We start from the raw sequence: 20,353 nt of genomic DNA on the forward strand, positions 1-20,353 counted from the left end.
ATTTATTATATAGTGGGAGCTGGATGGCATACAAGCATCAATTTTAGAGAGACTGTTGCATTTTGAGGTGAATGACATGTATGAGAAAAAAAGAAGAAAGACAGAAAAGCAGATAGAGGATAGCTTGCTGCAGCTGATGAAAGAGCAGACTTTTGAGACTATCAGTATTCGTCAGCTGATTGATTTGGCAGAGGTGAATCGCAGTACTTTTTATCGGCATTATCTGGATAAATATGATCTGCTGGAGAAGATAGAAGACCGCTTGCTAGATGATTTGCAGGCCTATTATCAAGAGGCTCTAGAATCTGCCTGCTTGTTCAAGTTAGAAAAGGATTTTAAAGTGGAGGACTATATCCATGAGAAACAAAATCTTTTTCATTTTTTTGAGCCTTACTTGGAAGACTTAGACATTCTTTTAGGGCCGAATGGCAGTCCAACTAGTTCGCAGCGGTTGCAGGAAGCTTTGAGGGAGATTTTCTGGCAGAGTATTTCCTTGGCTGATCCACATTTAGAGGAGGTTGAGGTGGACTTGCTCCTGAATCATCAAGCCGCATCCTTCATGGGAACTCTGACTTACTGGCTGGCTCATCCTTGCTATAAGGCTCAGCAAATGAGTGATTTTCATGCTAGGGTGACCGCTGTCGGTCTGGCAGGCTTTGTCAGAGAGCATATGGAGGGGGATTGACAGGATAGTTTTTCCAGCTTGCTTCTTTATGGTATAATAGTCTCGAATATCTCAAAGGAGGACAGCTTTGTTTTTAGCTTTTAAAGAGATTGTCTACAGTCGCGGACGCTATCGTTTAGTGGTTGCTGTGGTCTTTCTCATTACCTATATGGTTTTCTTTTTATCCAGTCTTTCCGTCGGTTTGGCTAGGCTCAATCGCTTGGCTTTGGACCAATGGCAGGCTGAGTCGATCGTTTTGTCAGAGTACGCCAATAAGAATCTAATAGCTTCGACTCTCAAGGAAGAAGAGTATAGCCGCCTGTTTCAAGGGGACTCAATTGCGGCTTTGGGACAGACGTCAGCAGTGGCCAATTATGAAGATGGGACTGATAAGCTCAATGCTCAGGTTTTTGGTCTCTCTTGGGATAGTTTTCTAGCGCCTGACATTATTGAGGGACGTCCTGCTGAGAATGCTTATGAAGTTATTGCGGATAAGCGTCTGCAGCAAAAAGGTGTGAAACTAGGCGACCAGCTTCAGCTTAATGGAAGTGAGCGCCTCTATCAGGTTGTTGGTTTCACAGAGGATAATAGCTTTTTTACGCAACCTGTAATTTTTATGGATCTAGATGATTTCAGGGAATTAAAGTACGGCTCAAGTCAGGTTAAGAATATCAGCGCACTTGTGGTCAAGGATGGTCAGAAGATTGAAGAAGCTGGACTTAGTCAGCTCTCTATGAGTGATTTTATAGAAAATATCCCTGGTTATCAGCCTCAGGTACTGACTTTTTCCTTTATGATTGGCGCCATGGTTCTGATTACATTTTTGGTATTGGGAATTTTTATGTATATCATTACCATCCAAAAGACGCATCTTTATGGTATTATGCGCGCCCAAGGGATTGCCAGTGGGAAGATTATTGCTTCTATTTTTTGGCAGATTTTCATCCTGTCTACTCTGGGAATCAGCTTAGCTGTCTTGGCTCTCTTGGGAACCCAGCTAGTCTTGCCGGCTTCTATGCCTTTTTACAGTGACTGGAGAGCTTATGCTGGTTTAATTATCCTCATTATTTTCATGTCACTGGCTGGCGGACTTTTGTCCATTCATCGGGTTCTGAAAATTGACCCTATCACAGCAATCGGAGGTGAGTAAATGTCAATCATAGAACTAAAAGGGGTTACAAAAGAATATGGTCAGGGGCATACGCTGGTTCAAGCCCTGAAACCAACTGATTTCCAACTGGAAGCGGGGCAGTTTGTAGCTATTATTGGTCCGTCAGGCTCGGGTAAAACAACCTTTCTGACCTTGCTGGGGCATTTGCAAACTCCCTCAAAAGGACAGATTCTCCTGCATGGGAAAGATACTTCCCAGCTCAAGGAAAAGGAACGGGCTGCTCTACGCTTCAATGATTTCGGCTTTATTTTGCAGGCTTCCAATCTCATACCTTTTTTGAAAATCGAAGACCAGTTCCAGCTGATTGACCGCTTATCTAAAAAGGAAAGGACGGATCTAGACAGTCTGATTGAGTTGCTAGATTTAAAAGGAACTCTCAAGCAGTATCCGAAAGAATTGTCCGGCGGAGAACGGCAGAGAGCTGCTATCGCTAGAGCGCTTTACAATAGTCCTGATATTATCTTGGCTGATGAGCCGACAGCTAGTCTGGATACGGAGCGGGCCAAGCGCGTGGTCCATCTGCTCAAAGAAGTGACCCAGAAATTCCATAAGAGTGTGGTCATGATTACTCATGATACCCGCTTGCTGGACGAGGTTGACAAGGTCTATGAGATGCAAGACGGAGTGTTGACTCAAGTTCGATAAATTTATACAAAGCTTATGCTATTGACAACCTTTTTATTGTTGACAGGTTGTTTCTTTGGTATAATATAACTATAAAACATGGAGTCTTTTAAAAAGGAGTTTAGAATGACCAATCAGATTCAAAGTGATATTAGCGTAGCTTCTACTCATGCTAGCACTCTCAGTAGCAATGCTAGCTCTATTGCAACTGGGATAGAAGTAATTAAAGATTCAAGTAGTGTGCTTCAAGGAAATGAGGTAGCTGGTACTTACATTGATGATTCTGCAAGTACAGCAGCAACGATTTCAGAACAGTTGTCAACTTTTATAAACCTATTGCATAGTGTTGCAGAGGATTTTGAGGCCGTGGATCAAGCGGCCGCTCAGTCTATCAATGGAGGCTCCACTCCATGATTTCTAAAAGTAATTTGGATACTCTTTCAAAAGAACGAAAGCAATTCTTTCAGCGCTGGGATCAGATTGATGTTGAGGTTCGGCAAGTGAAGCGTTTTGAGGAGGCAATAGATGATCTTTATGGAAATGCTGTATTCTCTCTTTCTCAAATTGAGAATTTACCTATGAACCGGATGGATGCATATGATTTTGATGACATTCTTTTCTCCGTGCAGCGTAATCATCATCTGCTGAGCTTGGATATAGAAGATCAGAGGATTGAACTTAAGAAAGAAGAGAAAGCTATAGAAGAACGACTTCAGAATCTTCAACGGGAATATAATCAAGCACTAGATGAAGAGGATAGAATGAATTAGAAAGATAAGGTGTTAAACTATGGGAATTAAGATGGATTTAAGTGCTTCAAATACTCAAGCCTCATCAGTCTCTGAAGCATCTCAGGGTCGTGTCACGGCTTACGAATCAGCTCTAACATCTATTGATAGTTTTAGCTCTGAGAGAGAACTTAAGGGGCAAGCATATGACAGTGCTCAGACCTATGCTAAGGGGATGTTTATGCCGCTTTTTCAGGCTGCAATGCTTTTTGAAGAGGGGTTAACAGAGTCCGTAAATAATCTTCCAAGTCGCTATACCAATGAAGTCAGTAGTGAAAGTCTGGATCAGGATACTTTACAGAGTCAGATTGACGCCTATGACCAAGCGATTGTTGCCCAGCAATCAGCTTTAGATGAAGCTGACAAGCGAATAGGTGTGTCAGTTACTACTAAGGAAAGTATCCAATCAAGTATTGATATGATTCAAAGCAAGCGAGACAATCTTCAGCAAAAGCTAGATAAGCTAATCACTTTTGATGCTAACTCACCTAGTATCTTTGATAGCGTGGATAGTCTCAAATCGGCTCTCAGTCAGGCTCTGACTCTAATGACTGAGAACTTCGCCAGCTTTAATGGTACTTTTATTCTGCCTAGCATGGAGAAGATGGAGTGGACCCAAGAAGTGAATAAGCAATGGCTGATGAAAAAAAGAGGAATGAATGAAAAACAGGCAGAATTGGCTTTAGAATTTTATAATTCACTTCCTCAAGAAGTCAGGAAATATGTCACTGTTGACGATATAGAAGCAACGGATGACGGCTTTGTTATGCTTAATAAACCTTTTTCCGAAATACTTAAAGCTATGGGGAAAACTGAGGTAGACTTAGGTGGAGACATTGGTGTTAAACCAGTTGATGAAGTATATGATGACCACTTTATCTATGGAGTGAGAAATGGTGAGCAGTTTGTATTTAGTATTTTAAAAATGCGTGAAAGTGGAGATTCAGTTGGCAGTTCTGGTGTCTCAATTCCTTTCATTTCTACGAGATTAGATTCGTTATTCACTTTTTCTGATAAAGATTCACGAATTACAACAGAAGATTATTTTTTTAATGAGTTCCAGAGGATAGTGGATGACTCAGGGCAAGAAGCAGATTCAACATTAGTGAATTATTTCAAAAAGACTGAAAGTAAAGCACCTTATCTAATTGCAGATGTTTATACTAATAAATTAATTGCGGACAATAGTGGTCAAAATACTTTTTCATCTGAACAGATGAAAAAATTGGTTGCAAAAATTAATCAAATTGATGAAGTAATTGAAGAAATTCAACATAATCCAACAATTATTTATCCTTATAGTCCTAGTCCTCTTTCTTCTCTTTATATTGAAAAAAGCAAATTGAGTCGAATTCCAGATTACTTAAATTCTTTAAACAATCAAGCGGGTTATCAGATTTACAATCCAGATACTGGTGAGGTTACAATAAAAGATCCCCAAAATCCTACTCACTATGAGCGACAAGCCCTATTGGCAATTAATACAGCGAATGTTAACTATAATTCTTTTGCAGCAGAAGTTGAATATCACGCAGATGCTATAGAAGATTGGGTGAAAAATAATTGGATTTCTAATTTTGTCTTTAACACAAAAGAAAGGGCTATTCGGGCTGATATGGCTTTGGGAGAGGAGTCTGAAAGTGGTATAGAAGATAAGTATTATAATCTAGAAGATAGTAGCGTTCAAAGTCAAAAGGAGGCCCACGGTGAGCTATAAGCGTAAAATTTCCCTGTTTCTTTTGTTCTTTGGATCAATTGTTATTTCAGTTTTCCTCTATTTTTCCAATCGAGTATATTGGAAATATGATGACCAGTGGATTATTGGAAAGACAGAGAATGAAATAGTGGAACGATATGGTAGCTTTGATTACAATACAAAGTCGGGTGGACGACTGGGATACTACATAGGCCAAGATAATAATTTTTTTGGGACAAAAAGAAAATTATATTATTTTATTATTTTTGATAAAAATAATAAAGCTGAAAAAGTTGTGATTGGAGGCCAACCTGGCGTCGATTAAGTTTTATAGAAGTGGCTTAATGGATTAGTAGGAGTTAAAAAACAAGGAGAGGACTATGATTCATTATAAAACAAATCCTCAGCTAGATTTTGCAGCTGTACTAGATCTCTATGCTTCAGTTGCTTGGAGCAATTACACTAATCATCCTCAGCGTTTAGAGCAAGCCTTCCATCAGTCCTTGTTTGTGATGGCGGCCTATGACGAAGACAAGTTGGTTGGTTTGATCCGAGCGGTCGGAGATGGGCTCACCATTGTCTTTATTCAAGATTTGCTGGTGTATCCAAAATATCAGCGTCAGGGGATTGGCAGAAGCCTTCTTCAGCAGACGCTGGAACGATTTAAGGATGTTTACCAAATCCAGCTGGCAACGGAGCAGTCAGATAAAAATCTAGCTTTTTATCGAGAGCTCGGCTTTCGCCGACAGGAAGATTTCGACTGTACTGGCATGATTTATGCATCTGATAAAAAGTAAAATTCTAGAGGAGCTTGTTCGCAAGCTCCTTTTGTCATGTTTACAAGGGGATAAGGTATAGAGCTAGACCGATGAAAATATTTCTCGGTCTCTTTTGTTTTTCCTTGACAGTTAAATTGTCAGAATTTATAATAAAAGAAGAAAGGTGATAACAGTGTTATCGAATTTAAATCATGAAAAAAGAAACAGATGAGTTAAATGAAAAAATCTTGGAAAGCGCGAGGAGTGAGTTCTTGACTTATGGCTATCAGGATGCCTCACTGCGGAGAATTTGTCGCGCTGCTGGCTTGACGACTGGGGCTCTTTATAAGCGCTATGAAAGTAAGGACACTCTCTTTGCTACCCTGCTTGAGCCTACTCTGATAGCCTTAGACCAGTATGGACAAGAGCAGAAGCGACGTGACTATGCTTTCCTAGAAGAGGGACATCTGTCTGATATGTGGGACCATCGCTTGGAAGATCTCCAGTCCCTGATGCGGATTCTCTATGAGCATAAGGATATTATGCAGCTCTTGCTCTTTAAATCTCAGGGTTCTTCGCAAGCGGACTTCAGGACGCGTCTGCCTCATTTGGCTTCAGACGAGACTTATCGCTATTTGGAGCTGGCTTACAAAGAGGAGAGAATTAATCATTTGGTCAAATACGAGTTTCTGCGATCGTGCATGACAGCTTATTATACAGCTGTATTTGAGCCTTTGGCTCAAGACTGGCCCCAAGAGCAGGCGCTGGAATTTTGCCATTCCATCATGGACTTGTTTGACTGGGGAGGTTTGCTAGGTTTTTGATAGAAAGAAGGAAATTCTATGAAGAAAAAATCTACTCTTGCTTGGATCTGGGACTTTGTCTCCCTTCATAAGATATATTTTGTGCTCAGTCTGATCTTTGCTTTTGCCTCTGTGCTTTCAGGATTTCTGCCTTATTTCTTTATTGGCGGGATGATTAATCAGCTCTTGGCTGGCAATAAAAACTGGAATTTCTACTTGCAGCAGTCAGCTTGGGCAGGTCTGGCCTGGATTGGCTACTGGGGATTTCACGGTATTTCCACCATGCTGTCGCATACGGCTACTTTTAAGATTCTAGCGGAAATGCGGCGCCGCCTGACAGACAAGCTAGCTAGGCTGCCTCTAGGTATAGTGCTTAGTCAGTCATCAGGCAGTTATAAGAACATTATCGTTGAGCGGGTGGATGCGACCGAAACGACCTTGGCTCACCTGATTCCAGAGTTTACTGCTGGAATTTTTGGTCCGATTATTGTCCTCATTGCCATGCTGGTCATCGATTGGCGGCTGACCTTGCTGTCTCTCCTGACAATTCCTATTGTGGCATTTGCTTATATACGGATGGCTGCCAATAGCGAAGCGGACTATCAAAATACTCTGGTCAAGACCAAAAAACTCAATGATACAGCGGTGGAATACATCAATGGGATTGAGGTCATCAAGGTCTTTGGCAAGGAAAAATTTTCATACGATAAGTTTGTGACGGCTGCTAGAGAAGGAGCAGACTGCTTTATTGAGTGGATGCGTAAGTTCAATCTGGAGATGGGCATTGTGACTGCTTTTCTGCCATCAGGCTTGCTCTTTCTGCTTCCGGCTGGCTGTTATTTCTATCTGCAAGGTAGCTTGACTGCTGGCAATTTCATTTTGATGATTATTCTTTCGCTCAGTCTTCTAACTCCTCTGATTTTAGTGGCTAGCTATATGGACGATTTACGGAAAATCGGCACTATTTTTGGTCAAGTCATTGATATTTTGGAAAGGCCTGATTTGAAAAGGCCTCAGGAGCTGCGAGAACTTCCAAAAGGAAGGGATCTGGTCATGACGGATGTCAGCTTTGGCTATACAGATGAAGAGGAAGTACTACACGGTATTTCGCTAGATATTAAGGCTGGCAGCATCAATGCTTTAGTCGGCCCATCAGGCTCGGGTAAGTCTACAATTGCCAAGCTTCTGGCTTCTTTCTGGGATGTCAGTTCTGGTCAGATTACCTATGGTGGCTTGGACATTCGTCAGCTTCCACTAGACTATTATAGTCGGCAGATTGCTTACGTGACCCAGGATAACTATCTCTTTGATGAGACTATTATGGAAAATATCCGGATGGGAAATCCAGCAGCTTCTGACGAAGAGGTCATCGAAATTGCTCGTCGCTGCGGCTGTTATGACTTTATCATGAACTTAGAAGACGGCTTTGAAACTCAAGTAGGCTCTGGCGGCGGTCATCTATCTGGTGGGGAGCGTCAGCGGATTGCTATCGCCCGTGCCATGCTCAAGGATGCTCCGATTCTTATCTTGGATGAAGCGACTGCTTATACAGATCCGGAAAATGAAGCACGGATCCAGTCCAGTCTAGCTCGTTTGATTGAGGGGCGGACCTTGATTGTCATTGCCCATAGGCTGTCTACGATTATGAGTGCAGACCAGATAGTCCTGGTCAATGATGGTCGGATTGAAGCTAGAGGTCGGCATGAAGAATTGCTGACAGCAAGTCCGCTTTATGCTTCCATGTGGCAAGCCCATATTGCTACTAGGGATAGTGGTGAAATGGAAGGAGGGCTGACTCATGCTTAACATATTGAAGAAATTCTTTGATTTCTGTACGGCAGAGGACCGTAGGAAATTTTATCAATCCATTTATCTGGGCGTCATCAAGTCCTTTATCATTGCTCTGCGTATTCCAGCAATCGGCCTAGTCGTTATGGGACTGATTGAGAAGAATCTCTCTATGCAGACCTTCTGGCTGGCTCTGAGTACCATGTTGGTATCAACTGTCCTAAACGTCTGGATTACCCTGAAAATTACCATGCTGCAGACGGAAGCAGGCTATCATACCTGTGCTCAGAAGCGGATTGAAATTGCCGAGCACATGCGCTATCTACCCATGGGTTACTTTAATCAAAATAGCTTGGGCAAGATTATCAGTGTTACGACTAATACGCTGGAAGGGTTGTCTGATGTAGCTACGCGAGTGGTTATGATGACTGTGCAGGGATTTCTAACGACTGGTCTCATCACTATTTTGGTCTTTCTCTATGACTGGCGGGTTGGACTGGTTCTCTTGGTGGGTCTCGTCCTCTTTCTCCTGTCCAATACCCTCATGCGTTGGCAAGTTGGCAAGGTTTCTGATGACAAGTATCAGGCGGATATGGACCTAGTAGCCGTTGTTTTGGAGTACAGCCAAGGGATTGCTGAAGTTAAGAACTACAATCTGGTCAACCGTTCTGCTAAGAAACTGTCCAAGGCTATTGAAGGCAAGAGTCAGCTAGATACCAAAATGACACTAGTGACTTCACCTTACATTGCCCTCCAAGGCATAGTGACCAAGCTGACCGGTCTCTTTATGGGTCTTTTCTCTATCTATTTTTATCTCAATGGCAGTATGGAGCTGCTGGTAACCATTATGATGATTGTCAGTGGTTTTATGATTTATGAAAATCTAGACGGCGTTGGCTCTTTCTCTTCTCTCCTGCGCATTGTTGATTTGTCGGTTGATATGGTCAATCAAGTTTTGGCTATCCAGCCGATGGACATCAGTGGTCAGGATATTGAGCCTAAGAGTAGCCGGATTGAGCTGAGAGACGTTAGCTTCTCTTATGGAAATAAGAAAATCATTGACCAGGTTTCCCTCACCATTCCCGAAAAAACGACAACTGCCTTGGTCGGACCTTCTGGATCAGGCAAAACAACGCTCTGCAACCTCATTGCCCGCTTCTGGGATGTGGACCAGGGAAGTATCAGTCTGGACGGGCATGATGTCAGGGATTACAGCTATGACAGCCTGATTCGTAATTTCAGCTTTGTCTTCCAAAGTGTCTATCTCTTTGAGGATACCATTGCCAATAACATTCGTTTTGGCAAGCCGGAGGCCAGTCAGGAAGAAGTGATAGAGGCTGCTAAGAAAGCGGCCTGTCATGACTTTATCCTATCGCTGCCTGATGGCTATGACACCAAGATTGGTGAAGGAGGTGCTAGTCTTTCTGGAGGTGAGCGTCAGCGCATTTCCATTGCACGGGCTATTATCAAGGATGCACCTATTATCATTCTGGATGAAGCAACAGCCAATGTTGACCCAGAAAACGAAGAAGCCCTCATGCAGGCTATCCAGTCTCTGACTCGCGATAAGACCATCATCATGATTGCCCACCGGCTCAAGACGGTTGAGCATGCAGACCAGATTTTGGTGCTGGATCAAGGCCGCATTGTTGAGCAAGGCAAACACCAAGACTTACTGGCCAAACAAGGCATCTATAGTAAGTTTATCCAAGAAAGAGAAACAGCCTCTAGCTGGCGGATTGAGATGGAGGAGTGATAACCTGAAACAGCAAGTCACTTGGCTTGCTGTTTTTCATCTAAGAAAAGAATGGTATAATAAAACTATCTTTGTTAATTAAAATAAGAGGGGTCCTATGTTTAAATCGAAAAAGTGGATTTTTATTCTTTTCATTGTTATTGCCCTTCCGATTCTTATTATAAATCTACCATTTTTGACTAAGCCTCAATATAGTAACGATGGTAAGTTTATTCTTGAGCATCAAGATTCTATTAAAAAAGAGATAATTGAAAACTTGGATTTCGAAAAGAAACGCATAAAATCTGTGACACTTTTGCCAGGTTCTGCTAGCGGAGAGTATGACAATGGCGGTGACGTGAGTGGGAATTATCATATCTATTTTTCAGCCTATGTCAATGATAATAAAGAACAATCATTAAGAGCTGAATTGTCTTTTCCAGATGCAGGCATTGCACCCTTTACTTTTATCCATCCTAACCCTTATAAAGACAAAAGTCAGGATATGAGTACCTGGTATATGGGCGAGATTGAAATATCGGAAGACTCTTCTTGGGATTGGAAGCGAGAGCAGGATGAGGCAAAGGAAGCCTTGTATAATTTTTCGAATGCTCTTGCTGATTCAGGAGAGAATATCGTGTATCGAGTTCAAAAAGAAAGGGCGACACGTTTCTTTAATGAGTGGCTGCAAGTACATCAGGAAAATTTCAAATCAGCGATTCAATCAGAACTGTATAGGGAACTTCCAGAACTCGAACAATCATTGGGAAAGATTCAAAGTATTCGTCTGAGTGAACATCAGTCCTATTTTCCATCTTCTTCCAGAGAACTTAGTTTCGATATATCCTTTGAAAAATATCCTGAAGAAGTTGCAACCATAAAAGGAGTGGTTCGTTCTCAGAGTGAACAATCTATCTTTCAAGATTCTTCAGCGTCTGCATCTATAAATTTTGACAATGGACGTTTTGTCATTGATTCTGAGAATAATTCAAAACTCTATTCCATTTTTAGTAAGAGTAGACTAGGAAGCAGTGCAGGGGACATATCTTATTACCTCCCAGAGGAACATGGACATAGCATTTTAATTCCGTGAAAATCGAGCAAGCCAATGGCTTGCTGTTTTTCATTTATTGGCAGGAATGGTATAATAGTTGATAGTCGTGAGAAGTAGATTAGTGAATTTGGGAGAATATTGAAAAAAGAATAACAAAGAATAAATGATAGCGATATAATCTATCAGCTTGAAAAAAACAAGGAATAAAATGTTTAATTTTAAATAAAGAGGTACCCCATGAATGAAATCAAATGCCCCAACTGTGGGGAGGTTTTTACTGTCAATGAGAGCCAGTACAGTGAGCTTTTGTCGCAGGTTCGAACTGCAGAGTTTGACAAGGAGATTCATGCTCGGATTGAGCAGGAGCTGGCTTTAGCAGAGCAAAAATTCCAGAATACCCAACAAGCCCTGCTATCGCAGAAAGAGCAGGAGATTAGCAATCTTCAAAGTCAAATTGCTCAGTTTGAGACCCAGCAGGAGTTGGCTAAGAAAGAGGCAGAGCAAGCAGCTAGTCTTCAATTGCAGGAGAAGGAAAAGGAAGTTCAGCAATTGGAAAGTCAGTTGACTACTCTGCGCTTGGAGCATGAAAATCAACTGCAAAAGACCTTATCTGCGCTGGAAAAAGAGCGAGACGAGGTTAAGAATCAGCTAGTTTTGCAAGAAAAGGAAGCAGCGCTAGCTCAGACCTCGCTCAAAGAGCGCTATGAGGTAGAGCTGCGGCAGAAAGATGAGACCATAGAGTTCTACAAGGATTTTAAAGCCAAGCAGTCCACTAAGATGATTGGCGAGAGTTTGGAACAGCACTGCGAGTACGAGTTTAACAAGAACCGCATGGCCATGTTTCCACGAGCGGAGTTTGGCAAAGACAATGATGCCAGAACAGGCAGCAAGGGTGACTACATTTACCGTGAGGTGGATGAAAATGGTGTAGAAATCCTCTCTATCATGTTTGAGATGAAAAATGAAGGCGATGAGACAGCGACCAAGAAGAAAAATGAGCATTTTTTCAAAGAGCTGGATAAGGACCGGCGGGAGAAAGGCTGTGAGTATGCTATTCTGGTGACACTTCTTGAGGCTGACAGCGAGCTCTACAATTCGGGTATTGTCGATGTGTCCTATGCCTATGAGAAGATGTATGTTATCCGACCACAGTTCTTCTTGCCCATGATTACCCTCTTGCGCAATGCTGCGCTTAACTCGCTCCAGTACAAGCAGGAACTGGCCTTGGTGCGGGAGCAGAACATTGATATTACGCATTTTGAGGAAGATTTGGATGCCTTTAAAGTAGCTTTCGCCAAGAACTATCAGTCCGCTTCGACCAACTTTGGCAAGGCTATCGAGGAGATTGATAAGGCCATCCGCCGGATGGAAGAAATCAAGAAATTCCTGACGACCTCTGAAAACCAGCTACGATTGGCAAACAACAAACTGGACGATGTCTCTGTCAAAAAATTGACACGTAAAAACCCTACCATGAAAGCTAAGTTTGAAGCTTTGAAAGAGTGAGAAAAATGGACTTAACAACCCGTTGGATACAATCAACCAAATTTGCTGAGATTGATCGAATTATAGAAAGACTGCCACAAGAAGGGAAGGAAATTTTTTATCAGCAATGGCAGGCTGCTTCTTCAGAATTACGTAAAGAAATTTGGATTGAACGAGGCAAACAAGTACTGTTAGCTAATGTAGTTTATTTTTTAGTACTTTGCTATTTAGTCTTTTTTCAAGGGATGTCCTTATCTGTTAAGGATTTACCTTATCTTGGACTAGGTTTGTTAGTTTTTTCAGGGATTGGATTTATGGACGATGAAGAGGCGACTGACTTAGTTATTAAGAAAAAACGTCAGATAGCAGTAACTATTTATAAGCAGTATTTTGAAAGAAAAATAGAAAAATGATAGATCGATTGACTGTTCGAGAATATGAGAAAGAAGACACAAAAGTTCTGCCACCCCTGTATAAAGTATTGGGCTATTCAGCAGAAAAAGATGAATTGCAAAGTAGACTCAGGGATATTCTTGTTAATCCAGCTTACGGCTGTTTAGTTGCTGAGAAAGAATCTCAGATTCTTGGCTTTATCGGCTATGTTAAGCTTTACTTTTTCGAGTCCACAGCTTTCTACTATCGGATCTTAGCTCTGGCGGTCAGTCGAAATGCCAGGCGGCAAGGAATTGCGACAGCTTTGATGGACAAGGTCAAGAAGATAGCTAGTCAAGATGGTGCCAATGATGAACGGTTGGCTGAGCATGCCCAAAATTATGGCTTTCGTCAGACTAGCCTAGCTTTTGCGATGAACGTAGAGGAGGATGAGCATGGGAAAGAAAAAAGCTAAGACTAGACCGGAAATACCGAAGGAGCCCGACCTCAGCCCTGCTATGCAAGCCCTTTTAGAAGAGGCCTACACCCTGTTTAATTGCGATTTACACTTTCCTCTGACCCTTTGTACCTGCCCCGTCTGCATCTCCGAGGAGAATCTCAGAGCTTTGCAAACCATTCCTGTCAGGGAACTGAGTGAGGTGTTAATCTATGAATACCTCAACGCGGTGGTTAATAAGAGTGATGACGACTACCAAATCAGGCATTTTCTGCCTCGGATTTTAGAGATGATTGCTCACTACATTGAAATCAGAGTCGATGACTCTCTTAATCTGAATCGGTGTCACTTTGAAAGTGACAGTTGGAAGCCACAGGAGTTAGATTTTATGTGGCGCTTCTCACGTCAGTTTATCCTTGATACAATTAACTTTAGCCCCAGTCAAGCTGATGGTGTGGCGGTCTATCTGGTTATGTTTGATCTGGCTGGCCTTGAAACCAGCCATCTGCTAGATAGGAGTCTTTGGCTGGAGGAAGCTGATACCATCAAGGCACTACTTGCTCTGGAGGAGATTTACTACAATTACACCAAGAATTATGCTCACTTTGACTATATTTTTTCGGACAATCCTGCCTTTAACCAGCAGATGACAGATTGGCTGAACAGTCGAGAACTGGCTCAAGGTTTTTTTCCAATATTGGAAAATGTTCTCCTATCGGAGGAAGAAATAACGTCTACCGAGGACTACCGCCTTGAACAGCTTTATCAGATTTTTGAAAGTCGGATAGAAGTGTGACTATTTCGTTATGTTTTTCTAGTCAATCATTAGCATCCATATAAACTGATGGAATTTTGGAAAAAATCAAGAACAAAAAGCGACTGCTGATTCAGTCTCAGACCTTTCAAGAATATGATGCAAGAGCAGACAAGGATTTCCTGTCCGACATTGCTTGTCAAGACAGAGATGGGAGATTGACTAGGACTTGAAAGCGATTTTGAATTAAATCGAACATTTTCAAACAGCTACTTAATCGTCCTACAAGAATGTGGCCGAGGTACTGACCTTAAACAGTTGGCTCGCGGATGCTATACGGGGAACCTATCAGTTTTACGAAAACTATGGCTTTGAAAAACTAACAATTGGTTTTTGCTTATTCTTTTAAGTACGCTTTTGAGAGGATTCTGAATATGGTCTATCGTGCAAAAAATCATGTCCTGTATTTTAAAAATAAAAGCATGGACTATGTGACCTTTGGAAAAGGGAAGAAGCCGCTGCTCATCATTCCAGGTCTAGGGGATGGTTTAGCGACTGTTAAGAGAATGGCGCAAATGCTTGCCCTAGCTTATAGGGGCTTCGCAACAGCTTACCAGGTCTATGTTTTTAGCAGAATCAATGAGTTGCCAGAAAATTATACAACACGAGATATGGCGACTGATATAGCTGAAGCTATGGATGTTTTAGGTCTGAAAACGGTAGCTGTCCTAGGAATTTCCCAAGGCGGTATGATTGCCCAATGGTTGGCATCAGATTTCCCAGAAAGAGTTGAAAAATTGATTTTGACAGTTACTACTGCGAAACTGAATAATCTTGGTAGGGAGAGGATTACTTGCTGGCTTGAGTTGAGTCAGACGGGATCCTATAAGGAACTGATGTTGGATATTGCAAGTCACTCTTATACACCTAAATCCTTTGGAAAGTTTAAATACCTTTATCGAATAATGGGAATCTTAGGTCGCATTAAAGATAAACATCGGATTGCTATTCAGGCCATATCTTGCTTAAGACATGATAGTATGGCAGTCCTGGAAAAGATCAACTGTCCTACACTAGTCATCGGAGCAGAAGAAGATGACGTTCTAGGTGTAGAAGCTTCGCTCGAATTGCATCACCATATCAAAGATAGCCAGCTCACTATTTTGCCAGATTGTGGCCACGCACTCTATGAAGGGCATAAAGATTTCCAAAAGAGAGTTTTAGTATTTTTAGAAAGTTAACCAATGAACGGAATTATCAACTTAAGAAAAGAAGCGGGTATGACCTCGCACGATGCGGTATTTAAGCTGCGCAAAATTTTAAAAACCAAGAAAATCGGTCATGGGGGAACCTTGGATCCAGATGTAGTAGGGGTGCTTCCGATTGCTGTGGGCAAGGCGACGCGCTTGGTCGAGTTTATGCAGGAGGAAGGCAAGGTCTACGAGGGGGAGATTACTCTAGGCTGCTCAACGACGACAGAGGATGCCAGCGGAGACATCTTAGAGCGGACGCCAGTGACAGAGCTTTTAGAAGAAGCCCTTATCGATGAAGCGATGGAGTCCATGACTGGTGAGATTCGCCAGATTCCGCCCATGTACTCTGCAGTCAAGGTCAATGGCCGCAAGCTTTATGAGTATGCTAGAGCGGGTCAAGAAGTGGAGCGGCCAGAGCGGCAGGTGACTATCTATAGCTTTGAGCGCACCAGTCCGATTTCCTACGAAGATGAGGAAGCCCGCTTTCGTTTTCGAGTGAAATGCAGCAAGGGGACCTATGTCCGAACCCTGTCTGTTGATTTGGGAGCTAAGCTTGGCTTTGCCAGTCACATGTCCAAGCTGACACGGACTTCCTCTGCAGGTATGAGCTTAGATGATGCCTTGACCCTGGATGAAATAGCAGAGCGAGTAGAAGTGGAAGATTTCTCCTTTCTCCAACCACTCGAATTGGGAATCGGAGATTTAGTGAAAGTTGAGCTCTCAGACGAGCAGGTCGAGGATGTGAGAAACGGTCGTTTTATCAGCTTGATGTCAGAAGAAGCTGAGCTAGCTGGCTTTTATAAGGAGAAGTTAGTAGCCATTTTGGAAAAGCGGAAAACCGCCTACAAGCCCCGCAAGGTCTTCCTTTAATATGGCATTAGAATTGTCAAAAGATTGTTACTCTTTTGTAATATGAAATGTGCGCTTGCATGTTATAATAATCTCATTAAACCTCACAAAAGGACAGCAACTGCACAACTGCTGTCCTTTTGTTTTGCTTTTTTCAGATTTTGACAAACATCCTGTCTTAGAACGGTAAAAATCTTTTTGAATATTTTGCGGTTTCGAGCGGAACGGATATTGTAAAAATAGCAAATGCGTAGTAAAATAGAGGAATGATGATAACCAAGAGAATTATAGATGAAAAAGGGATTGATCAGACAGAAGATACGGTCCTTGTTCTAGGCTATTTTGATGGGCTGCATAAGGGGCATCAGGCACTCTTTGAGAAAGCAAGAGAAATTGCTGCGGAGCAAGGTCTAAAGATTGCAGTGATGACTTTCCCGGAGTCGCCTAAGTTAGCCTTTGTCCGCTATCAGTCTGAGCTCATGCTGCATCTAGCTAGTCCGGAAGACCGGATGACGCAGCTGGAAAATCTAGGTGTTGACTATCTTTACCTGATTGACTTTACTAGCCATTTTGCAGGCAATACTGCCCGAGACTTTTTTGAGAAATACGTGTCTCGTCTGCGCGCCAAGGCTGTGGTAGCTGGCTTTGACTATCATTTTGGCTCAGACCGCAAAGAGTCACATGAGCTGAGAGATTATTTTAATGGCAAGATTGTTATCGTTCCCTCAGTTAATCTGGATAATCAGAAGATTTCTTCCACTCGGATTCGGGAGACGATTGCCGTCGGAGATATGCTGAAAACTCAAGAATTGCTGGGTTATCCTCTATCCACTCGTGGTATTGTGGTTCATGGTAATGCCAGAGGACGGACGATTGGCTATCCAACAGCCAATCTAGCTCCCTTGGATCGAGTCCTTCTTCCAGGAGATGGCGTCTATGTCGCGGACGTTGAGCACAATGGTCAGCGCTATCGCGGTATGGCTAGTGTTGGGAAAAATGTAACTTTTGATGGTGATGAACTCCGTTTTGAAGTTAATATCTTTGATTTTTCTCAGGATATCTATGGTGATACCATTCGGATTTTCTGGCTGGATAAGATTCGCGAGATGGTTAAGTTTGAAGGTATTGAAAGTTTGGTTGCTCAGCTGCAGAGTGATGAACGGATTGCTAGAAGTTGGACTGGTTATCGAAATAGTTGAAAAAGTTATATTTTCATGACATTCGGCAGTAATTTTCAAAAAAATATAGTCAAGCCAAATAAAATTTAGTATAATAGAGGTAGTTATTATACAGAATTAGAAGAGAAACGCATGATTACATTATTTTTATCGCCGAGTTGTACTTCTTGCCGTAAGGCGCGTGCTTGGCTGCTAAATCATGAAGTGCCCTTTCAGGAACATAATATCATGACGAGCCCTCTGTCAGCTCCCGAATTGCAACACATTCTTTCTCTGACAGAGAACGGTACAGACGACATTATTTCAACTCGCTCAAAAATTTTTCAGAAATTAGATTTGGATGTGGAGGATTTGTCCATTTCAACCTTGATTCAGTTGATTGAGGAAAATCCCAGTCTTTTGCGACGCCCAATTATTTTAGACGGCAAACGGATGCAAATCGGCTTTAACGAGGATGAAATTCGTGCTTTCCTACCTCGTAGTTATCGTAAGGAAGAGTTAAGATCCGCAACCATGCGGGCAGATATTCAGTAAAGATGAACAAAAATTATAGTTACCCACTAGATTTATCGTGGAGCACTGAAGAGCTTGCTTCGGTGCTCTCTTTTTTTAATGATGTAGAAGCAGCTTATGAGCAGAAAGTCCAAGCGGAAAAGCTCTTGAAGTCCTATGCGGCTTTCAAGCAAGTTGTTCCGAGCAAGGGCCAAGAGAAGCGAATCGGCCGTGAGTTCGAAAACGTCAGCGGTTATTCACTTTATCGTGCTGTTCAAGAGGCAAAAAGTAAAGGTAAAGGAAGCATTTCTCTTGGAAAATAAATTTCATTTTGCTAAAGAAATCATCTACCAAGCTGGTGCTTTTTTGAGGGAACATCTCTATGATGATTTGGATGTGAGTCAAAAGACCAGTGCCACTGACTTGGTCACCCAGATGGACCGGAAGGTTCAGGATGACTTGGTGGCAAAGATTCTAGACCGCTATCCTCAGGATGCTATTTTAGCGGAGGAAAATGGACTCCGACATAATATTACTGATGGCAAAGTCTGGGTGATTGATCCGATTGATGGGACCACCAACTTTATTACTCAGAAGGCTGATTTTGCAGTCATGATTGCCTATTTTGAAAAGGGCATTGGTCGTTTTGGCTTGATCTATGATGTGACCAGAGAACAGCTCTACCATGGTGGCGGAGACTTTGATGTCTATTGTAACGACCGGAAACTTCCTGCTTTTGAGGACCGGCCTTTTCAAGATTTTCTCATGGCTTCCAATGCCGGTATGCTGCAAGCCAATGATTGGGGCTTGGCAGACTTGGCCCGGGAATGTTTAGGGGTTCGGGTTTATGGCAGTGCTGGGATTAGCTTTAGCAAGGTGCTGTCTGGCGGTCTCTTGGCTTATTTTTCCTACAACTGGCCTTGGGATTATGCGGCGGCTTCGATTATGGCGGAGAAGCTAGGCTTTATCGTCCAGACCTTGGATGGCAGTCAGCTAAATTTCCAGACTCGGCAGCCTGTCATGATGGTGCCTAAGTGCAAACTATCGGCTCTGAAGCCTTATTTAGAAAAGGGGAAGCAGTAGATGGACTTTCCTAAAGGTTTTAAAGAAAAATATGAGCAGATTTTAGGCGCAGAAGCGGCGGATTTTTTTGCAACCTTTGACGAGGAGCCGATTTCGGCCTTTCGCAGTAATCCTCTAAAAGAAGGCCAGCAGAATTTCTCAGATGCCATTCCTCATTCAGACTGGGGCTTTTATGGCAAGGTGTCTGGCAAGTCTGCTGAGCATGTGACTGGTCTGGTTTATTCGCAGGAGCCAGCAGCTCAGATGGTGGCTCAGATAGCAGCGCCATCTAAGGGTATGAAGGTCCTAGATTTAGCTGCAGCACCAGGTGGCAAGTCAACCCATCTTTTATCTTTTTTAGATAATACTGGCTTACTGGTTTCCAATGAAATCAATAGTAAACGCTCTAAAATCTTAGTGGAGAACATTGAGCGCTTTGGTGCTAGAAATGTGGTTGTTACCAATGAATCTGCTGAGCGGTTGGTTCAGGTCTTTGAAAGTTATTTTGATCTGATTGTTTTAGATGCCCCTTGTTCGGGCGAGGGCATGTTTCGTAAGCAGCCGGATGCTACCCAGTATTGGACTCCGGATTATCCAGCCCAATGCGCCCAGCTCCAGCGAGAAATTTTGACAGCTGCTATGAGCATGCTTGCCAAGGACGGTCGTCTGGTTTATTCGACCTGTACTTGGGCTCCTGAAGAAAATGAAGACATCGTTGCTTGGTTACTGGAAGAATTTCCACTTGAACTGATTGATATTCCTAAGATAAACGGGATGACTGAAGGAATTGGCTTTCCTGAGACAGCTCGGATGTATCCGCATCGCTTCAAAGGTGAGGGTCAGTTTGCAGCCCATTTTCGCTTTACGGATGAGAATAGCTGCAAGAAAATTAAATCAGCTAAGCATCGCTTGACGAGCGAGCAAAGAAAGCTATGGCAGGACTTCGAGACAAAGCATCTAAAAACAGTCTTGACTGGAGAGCTGCAGACCTTTGGGGACAATCTTTATTTATTGCCAGCTGGACTGCCAGACCTGTCCAAGCTAAAGATTGCTCGAAATGGTTTGCATCTAGGAACGTTTAAGAAGAATCGCTTTGAGCCTAGCTTTGCTCTAGGCTTGGCTATGAAGCCCAGCGAAGTTCTGAATCAAGTTGAAATCAATAATCAGGACTTCAAGAAATATGCGGCAGGCGAGACGATTGAACTGGCAGAACCGCAGCCAAACGGTTGGTACCAACTAGTCCTTGGCGGGAACGGCCTGGGCTTTGCAAAAGTCACTGGAAAAACTCTGAAAAATTATTTTCCAAAAGGCCTGAGATTTAGATAAAATATTAGGAAAAGCTGGTATTATATGATATAGTTGAAGATGTG

General features: G+C 42.5%; 23 protein-coding genes. All 23 read left to right on the plus strand.

What is annotated here, in order from left to right; translation table 11 throughout:
• Window positions 1–76 precede the first annotated feature (76 nt).
• The 23 genes from PCY71_RS00435 to PCY71_RS00545 all read left to right on the plus strand — a co-directional run bounded on the left by PCY71_RS00435 (window position 77) and on the right by PCY71_RS00545 (window position 20,309).
• Window positions 77–685 carry a TetR/AcrR family transcriptional regulator gene (locus PCY71_RS00435; RefSeq protein ID WP_002909996.1) on the plus strand — a complete coding sequence of 203 codons (609 nt, stop codon included), beginning with the start codon at window positions 77–79 and terminating at the stop codon, window positions 683–685.
• Between the two features lie 67 nt (window positions 686–752).
• Window positions 753–1,814 carry an ABC transporter permease gene (locus tag PCY71_RS00440; protein WP_023916100.1) on the plus strand — a complete coding sequence of 354 codons (1,062 nt, stop codon included), beginning with the start codon at window positions 753–755 and terminating at the stop codon, window positions 1,812–1,814.
• A complete protein-coding gene (locus tag PCY71_RS00445; protein ID WP_002909993.1) occupies window positions 1,815–2,480 on the plus strand; it encodes an ABC transporter ATP-binding protein in 666 nt (221 codons plus the stop codon). It begins immediately after the preceding gene.
• 105 nt (window positions 2,481–2,585) lie between these two features.
• Entirely contained in the window at window positions 2,586–2,873 is a 288-nt protein-coding gene (locus PCY71_RS00450) for a TIGR04197 family type VII secretion effector (RefSeq protein ID WP_032912480.1), read from the plus strand.
• The gene (locus tag PCY71_RS00455) at window positions 2,870–3,229 is read left to right on the plus strand and encodes a hypothetical protein (RefSeq protein WP_002909991.1); all 360 of its coding nucleotides are present in this window, start codon (window positions 2,870–2,872) and stop codon (window positions 3,227–3,229) included. The genes PCY71_RS00450 and PCY71_RS00455 overlap by 4 nt, the downstream gene beginning before the upstream one ends.
• 19 nt (window positions 3,230–3,248) lie before the next feature.
• Entirely contained in the window at window positions 3,249–4,964 is a 1,716-nt protein-coding gene (locus tag PCY71_RS00460) for a hypothetical protein (RefSeq protein WP_002909989.1), read from the plus strand.
• A complete protein-coding gene (locus PCY71_RS00465; RefSeq protein WP_048774355.1) occupies window positions 4,954–5,268 on the plus strand; it encodes a hypothetical protein in 315 nt (104 codons plus the stop codon). Before PCY71_RS00460 ends, PCY71_RS00465 begins: the two co-directional genes overlap by 11 nt.
• Before the next feature lie 55 nt (window positions 5,269–5,323).
• The gene (locus PCY71_RS00470; protein WP_048774359.1) at window positions 5,324–5,740 is read left to right on the plus strand and encodes a GNAT family N-acetyltransferase; all 417 of its coding nucleotides are present in this window, start codon (window positions 5,324–5,326) and stop codon (window positions 5,738–5,740) included.
• Between the two features lie 173 nt (window positions 5,741–5,913).
• The gene (locus PCY71_RS00475; RefSeq protein WP_048774361.1) at window positions 5,914–6,525 is read left to right on the plus strand and encodes a TetR/AcrR family transcriptional regulator; all 612 of its coding nucleotides are present in this window, start codon (window positions 5,914–5,916) and stop codon (window positions 6,523–6,525) included.
• 18 nt (window positions 6,526–6,543) lie between these two features.
• A complete protein-coding gene (locus PCY71_RS00480; protein WP_048774362.1) occupies window positions 6,544–8,310 on the plus strand; it encodes an ABC transporter ATP-binding protein in 1,767 nt (588 codons plus the stop codon).
• A complete protein-coding gene (locus PCY71_RS00485; protein WP_048774364.1) occupies window positions 8,303–10,048 on the plus strand; it encodes an ABC transporter ATP-binding protein in 1,746 nt (581 codons plus the stop codon). The genes PCY71_RS00480 and PCY71_RS00485 overlap by 8 nt, the downstream gene beginning before the upstream one ends.
• 97 nt (window positions 10,049–10,145) lie before the next feature.
• A complete protein-coding gene (locus PCY71_RS00490; RefSeq protein WP_048774365.1) occupies window positions 10,146–11,120 on the plus strand; it encodes a hypothetical protein in 975 nt (324 codons plus the stop codon).
• A 198-nt stretch (window positions 11,121–11,318) separates the two neighbouring features.
• Window positions 11,319–12,587 (plus strand): DUF2130 domain-containing protein, encoded by a 1,269-nt coding sequence (locus tag PCY71_RS00495; protein WP_002909979.1) that lies wholly within the window; start codon window positions 11,319–11,321, stop codon window positions 12,585–12,587.
• Window positions 12,588–12,592: 5 nt separating this feature from the next.
• Window positions 12,593–12,979, plus strand: a complete 387-nt coding sequence (locus tag PCY71_RS00500; RefSeq protein WP_048774367.1) for a hypothetical protein — start codon at window positions 12,593–12,595, stop codon at window positions 12,977–12,979.
• The gene (locus PCY71_RS00505; RefSeq protein WP_048774370.1) at window positions 12,976–13,413 is read left to right on the plus strand and encodes a GNAT family N-acetyltransferase; all 438 of its coding nucleotides are present in this window, start codon (window positions 12,976–12,978) and stop codon (window positions 13,411–13,413) included. Before PCY71_RS00500 ends, PCY71_RS00505 begins: the two co-directional genes overlap by 4 nt.
• Complete coding sequence (locus PCY71_RS00510; protein ID WP_048774372.1) at window positions 13,394–14,191, plus strand: hypothetical protein; 798 nt, start codon at window positions 13,394–13,396, stop codon at window positions 14,189–14,191. Before PCY71_RS00505 ends, PCY71_RS00510 begins: the two co-directional genes overlap by 20 nt.
• Window positions 14,192–14,583: 392 nt before the next feature.
• A complete protein-coding gene (locus PCY71_RS00515; protein ID WP_301412362.1) occupies window positions 14,584–15,390 on the plus strand; it encodes an alpha/beta hydrolase in 807 nt (268 codons plus the stop codon).
• A 3-nt stretch (window positions 15,391–15,393) separates the two neighbouring features.
• Window positions 15,394–16,272: a tRNA pseudouridine(55) synthase TruB gene (gene truB / locus PCY71_RS00520; protein ID WP_048774375.1), complete on the plus strand. Its 879-nt coding sequence runs from the start codon at window positions 15,394–15,396 to the stop codon at window positions 16,270–16,272.
• A 248-nt stretch (window positions 16,273–16,520) separates the two neighbouring features.
• A complete protein-coding gene (locus PCY71_RS00525; protein WP_301412450.1) occupies window positions 16,521–17,450 on the plus strand; it encodes a bifunctional riboflavin kinase/FAD synthetase in 930 nt (309 codons plus the stop codon).
• Window positions 17,451–17,561: 111 nt separating this feature from the next.
• Window positions 17,562–17,963, plus strand: a complete 402-nt coding sequence (locus tag PCY71_RS00530; protein ID WP_002906786.1) for a Spx/MgsR family RNA polymerase-binding regulatory protein — start codon at window positions 17,562–17,564, stop codon at window positions 17,961–17,963.
• A 2-nt stretch (window positions 17,964–17,965) separates the two neighbouring features.
• On the plus strand, window positions 17,966–18,244 hold the full coding sequence (locus PCY71_RS00535) for a UPF0223 family protein (RefSeq protein WP_002897770.1): 279 nt from the start codon (window positions 17,966–17,968) through the stop codon (window positions 18,242–18,244).
• On the plus strand, window positions 18,234–19,004 hold the full coding sequence (locus tag PCY71_RS00540; RefSeq protein WP_048774378.1) for an inositol monophosphatase family protein: 771 nt from the start codon (window positions 18,234–18,236) through the stop codon (window positions 19,002–19,004). The genes PCY71_RS00535 and PCY71_RS00540 overlap by 11 nt, the downstream gene beginning before the upstream one ends.
• Entirely contained in the window at window positions 19,005–20,309 is a 1,305-nt protein-coding gene (locus tag PCY71_RS00545) for an RsmF rRNA methyltransferase first C-terminal domain-containing protein (protein WP_048774381.1), read from the plus strand.
• Window positions 20,310–20,353: the final 44 nt, after the last annotated feature.

It is taken from the genome of Streptococcus sp. SN3 (assembly GCF_030439905.1).

What these genes read in the sequence shown, in the direction of transcription:
- PCY71_RS00435 (WP_002909996.1), top strand. Translation starts at nt 77, where the DNA reads ATGTATGAGAAAAAAAGAAGAAAGACAGAAAAGCAGATAGAGGATAGC.
- PCY71_RS00445 (WP_002909993.1), top strand. Translation starts at nt 1,815, where the DNA reads ATGTCAATCATAGAACTAAAAGGGGTTACAAAAGAATATGGTCAGGGG.
- PCY71_RS00450 (WP_032912480.1), top strand. Translation starts at nt 2,586, where the DNA reads ATGACCAATCAGATTCAAAGTGATATTAGCGTAGCTTCTACTCATGCT.
- PCY71_RS00455 (WP_002909991.1), top strand. Translation starts at nt 2,870, where the DNA reads ATGATTTCTAAAAGTAATTTGGATACTCTTTCAAAAGAACGAAAGCAA.
- PCY71_RS00460 (WP_002909989.1), top strand. Translation starts at nt 3,249, where the DNA reads ATGGGAATTAAGATGGATTTAAGTGCTTCAAATACTCAAGCCTCATCA.
- PCY71_RS00470 (WP_048774359.1), top strand. Translation starts at nt 5,324, where the DNA reads ATGATTCATTATAAAACAAATCCTCAGCTAGATTTTGCAGCTGTACTA.
- PCY71_RS00475 (WP_048774361.1), top strand. Translation starts at nt 5,914, where the DNA reads ATGAAAAAAGAAACAGATGAGTTAAATGAAAAAATCTTGGAAAGCGCG.
- PCY71_RS00480 (WP_048774362.1), top strand. Translation starts at nt 6,544, where the DNA reads ATGAAGAAAAAATCTACTCTTGCTTGGATCTGGGACTTTGTCTCCCTT.
- PCY71_RS00485 (WP_048774364.1), top strand. Translation starts at nt 8,303, where the DNA reads ATGCTTAACATATTGAAGAAATTCTTTGATTTCTGTACGGCAGAGGAC.
- PCY71_RS00490 (WP_048774365.1), top strand. Translation starts at nt 10,146, where the DNA reads ATGTTTAAATCGAAAAAGTGGATTTTTATTCTTTTCATTGTTATTGCC.
- PCY71_RS00495 (WP_002909979.1), top strand. Translation starts at nt 11,319, where the DNA reads ATGAATGAAATCAAATGCCCCAACTGTGGGGAGGTTTTTACTGTCAAT.
- PCY71_RS00500 (WP_048774367.1), top strand. Translation starts at nt 12,593, where the DNA reads ATGGACTTAACAACCCGTTGGATACAATCAACCAAATTTGCTGAGATT.
- PCY71_RS00505 (WP_048774370.1), top strand. Translation starts at nt 12,976, where the DNA reads ATGATAGATCGATTGACTGTTCGAGAATATGAGAAAGAAGACACAAAA.
- PCY71_RS00510 (WP_048774372.1), top strand. Translation starts at nt 13,394, where the DNA reads ATGGGAAAGAAAAAAGCTAAGACTAGACCGGAAATACCGAAGGAGCCC.
- PCY71_RS00515 (WP_301412362.1), top strand. Translation starts at nt 14,584, where the DNA reads ATGGTCTATCGTGCAAAAAATCATGTCCTGTATTTTAAAAATAAAAGC.
- truB (WP_048774375.1), top strand. Translation starts at nt 15,394, where the DNA reads ATGAACGGAATTATCAACTTAAGAAAAGAAGCGGGTATGACCTCGCAC.
- PCY71_RS00525 (WP_301412450.1), top strand. Translation starts at nt 16,521, where the DNA reads ATGATAACCAAGAGAATTATAGATGAAAAAGGGATTGATCAGACAGAA.
- PCY71_RS00530 (WP_002906786.1), top strand. Translation starts at nt 17,562, where the DNA reads ATGATTACATTATTTTTATCGCCGAGTTGTACTTCTTGCCGTAAGGCG.
- PCY71_RS00535 (WP_002897770.1), top strand. Translation starts at nt 17,966, where the DNA reads ATGAACAAAAATTATAGTTACCCACTAGATTTATCGTGGAGCACTGAA.
- PCY71_RS00545 (WP_048774381.1), top strand. Translation starts at nt 19,005, where the DNA reads ATGGACTTTCCTAAAGGTTTTAAAGAAAAATATGAGCAGATTTTAGGC.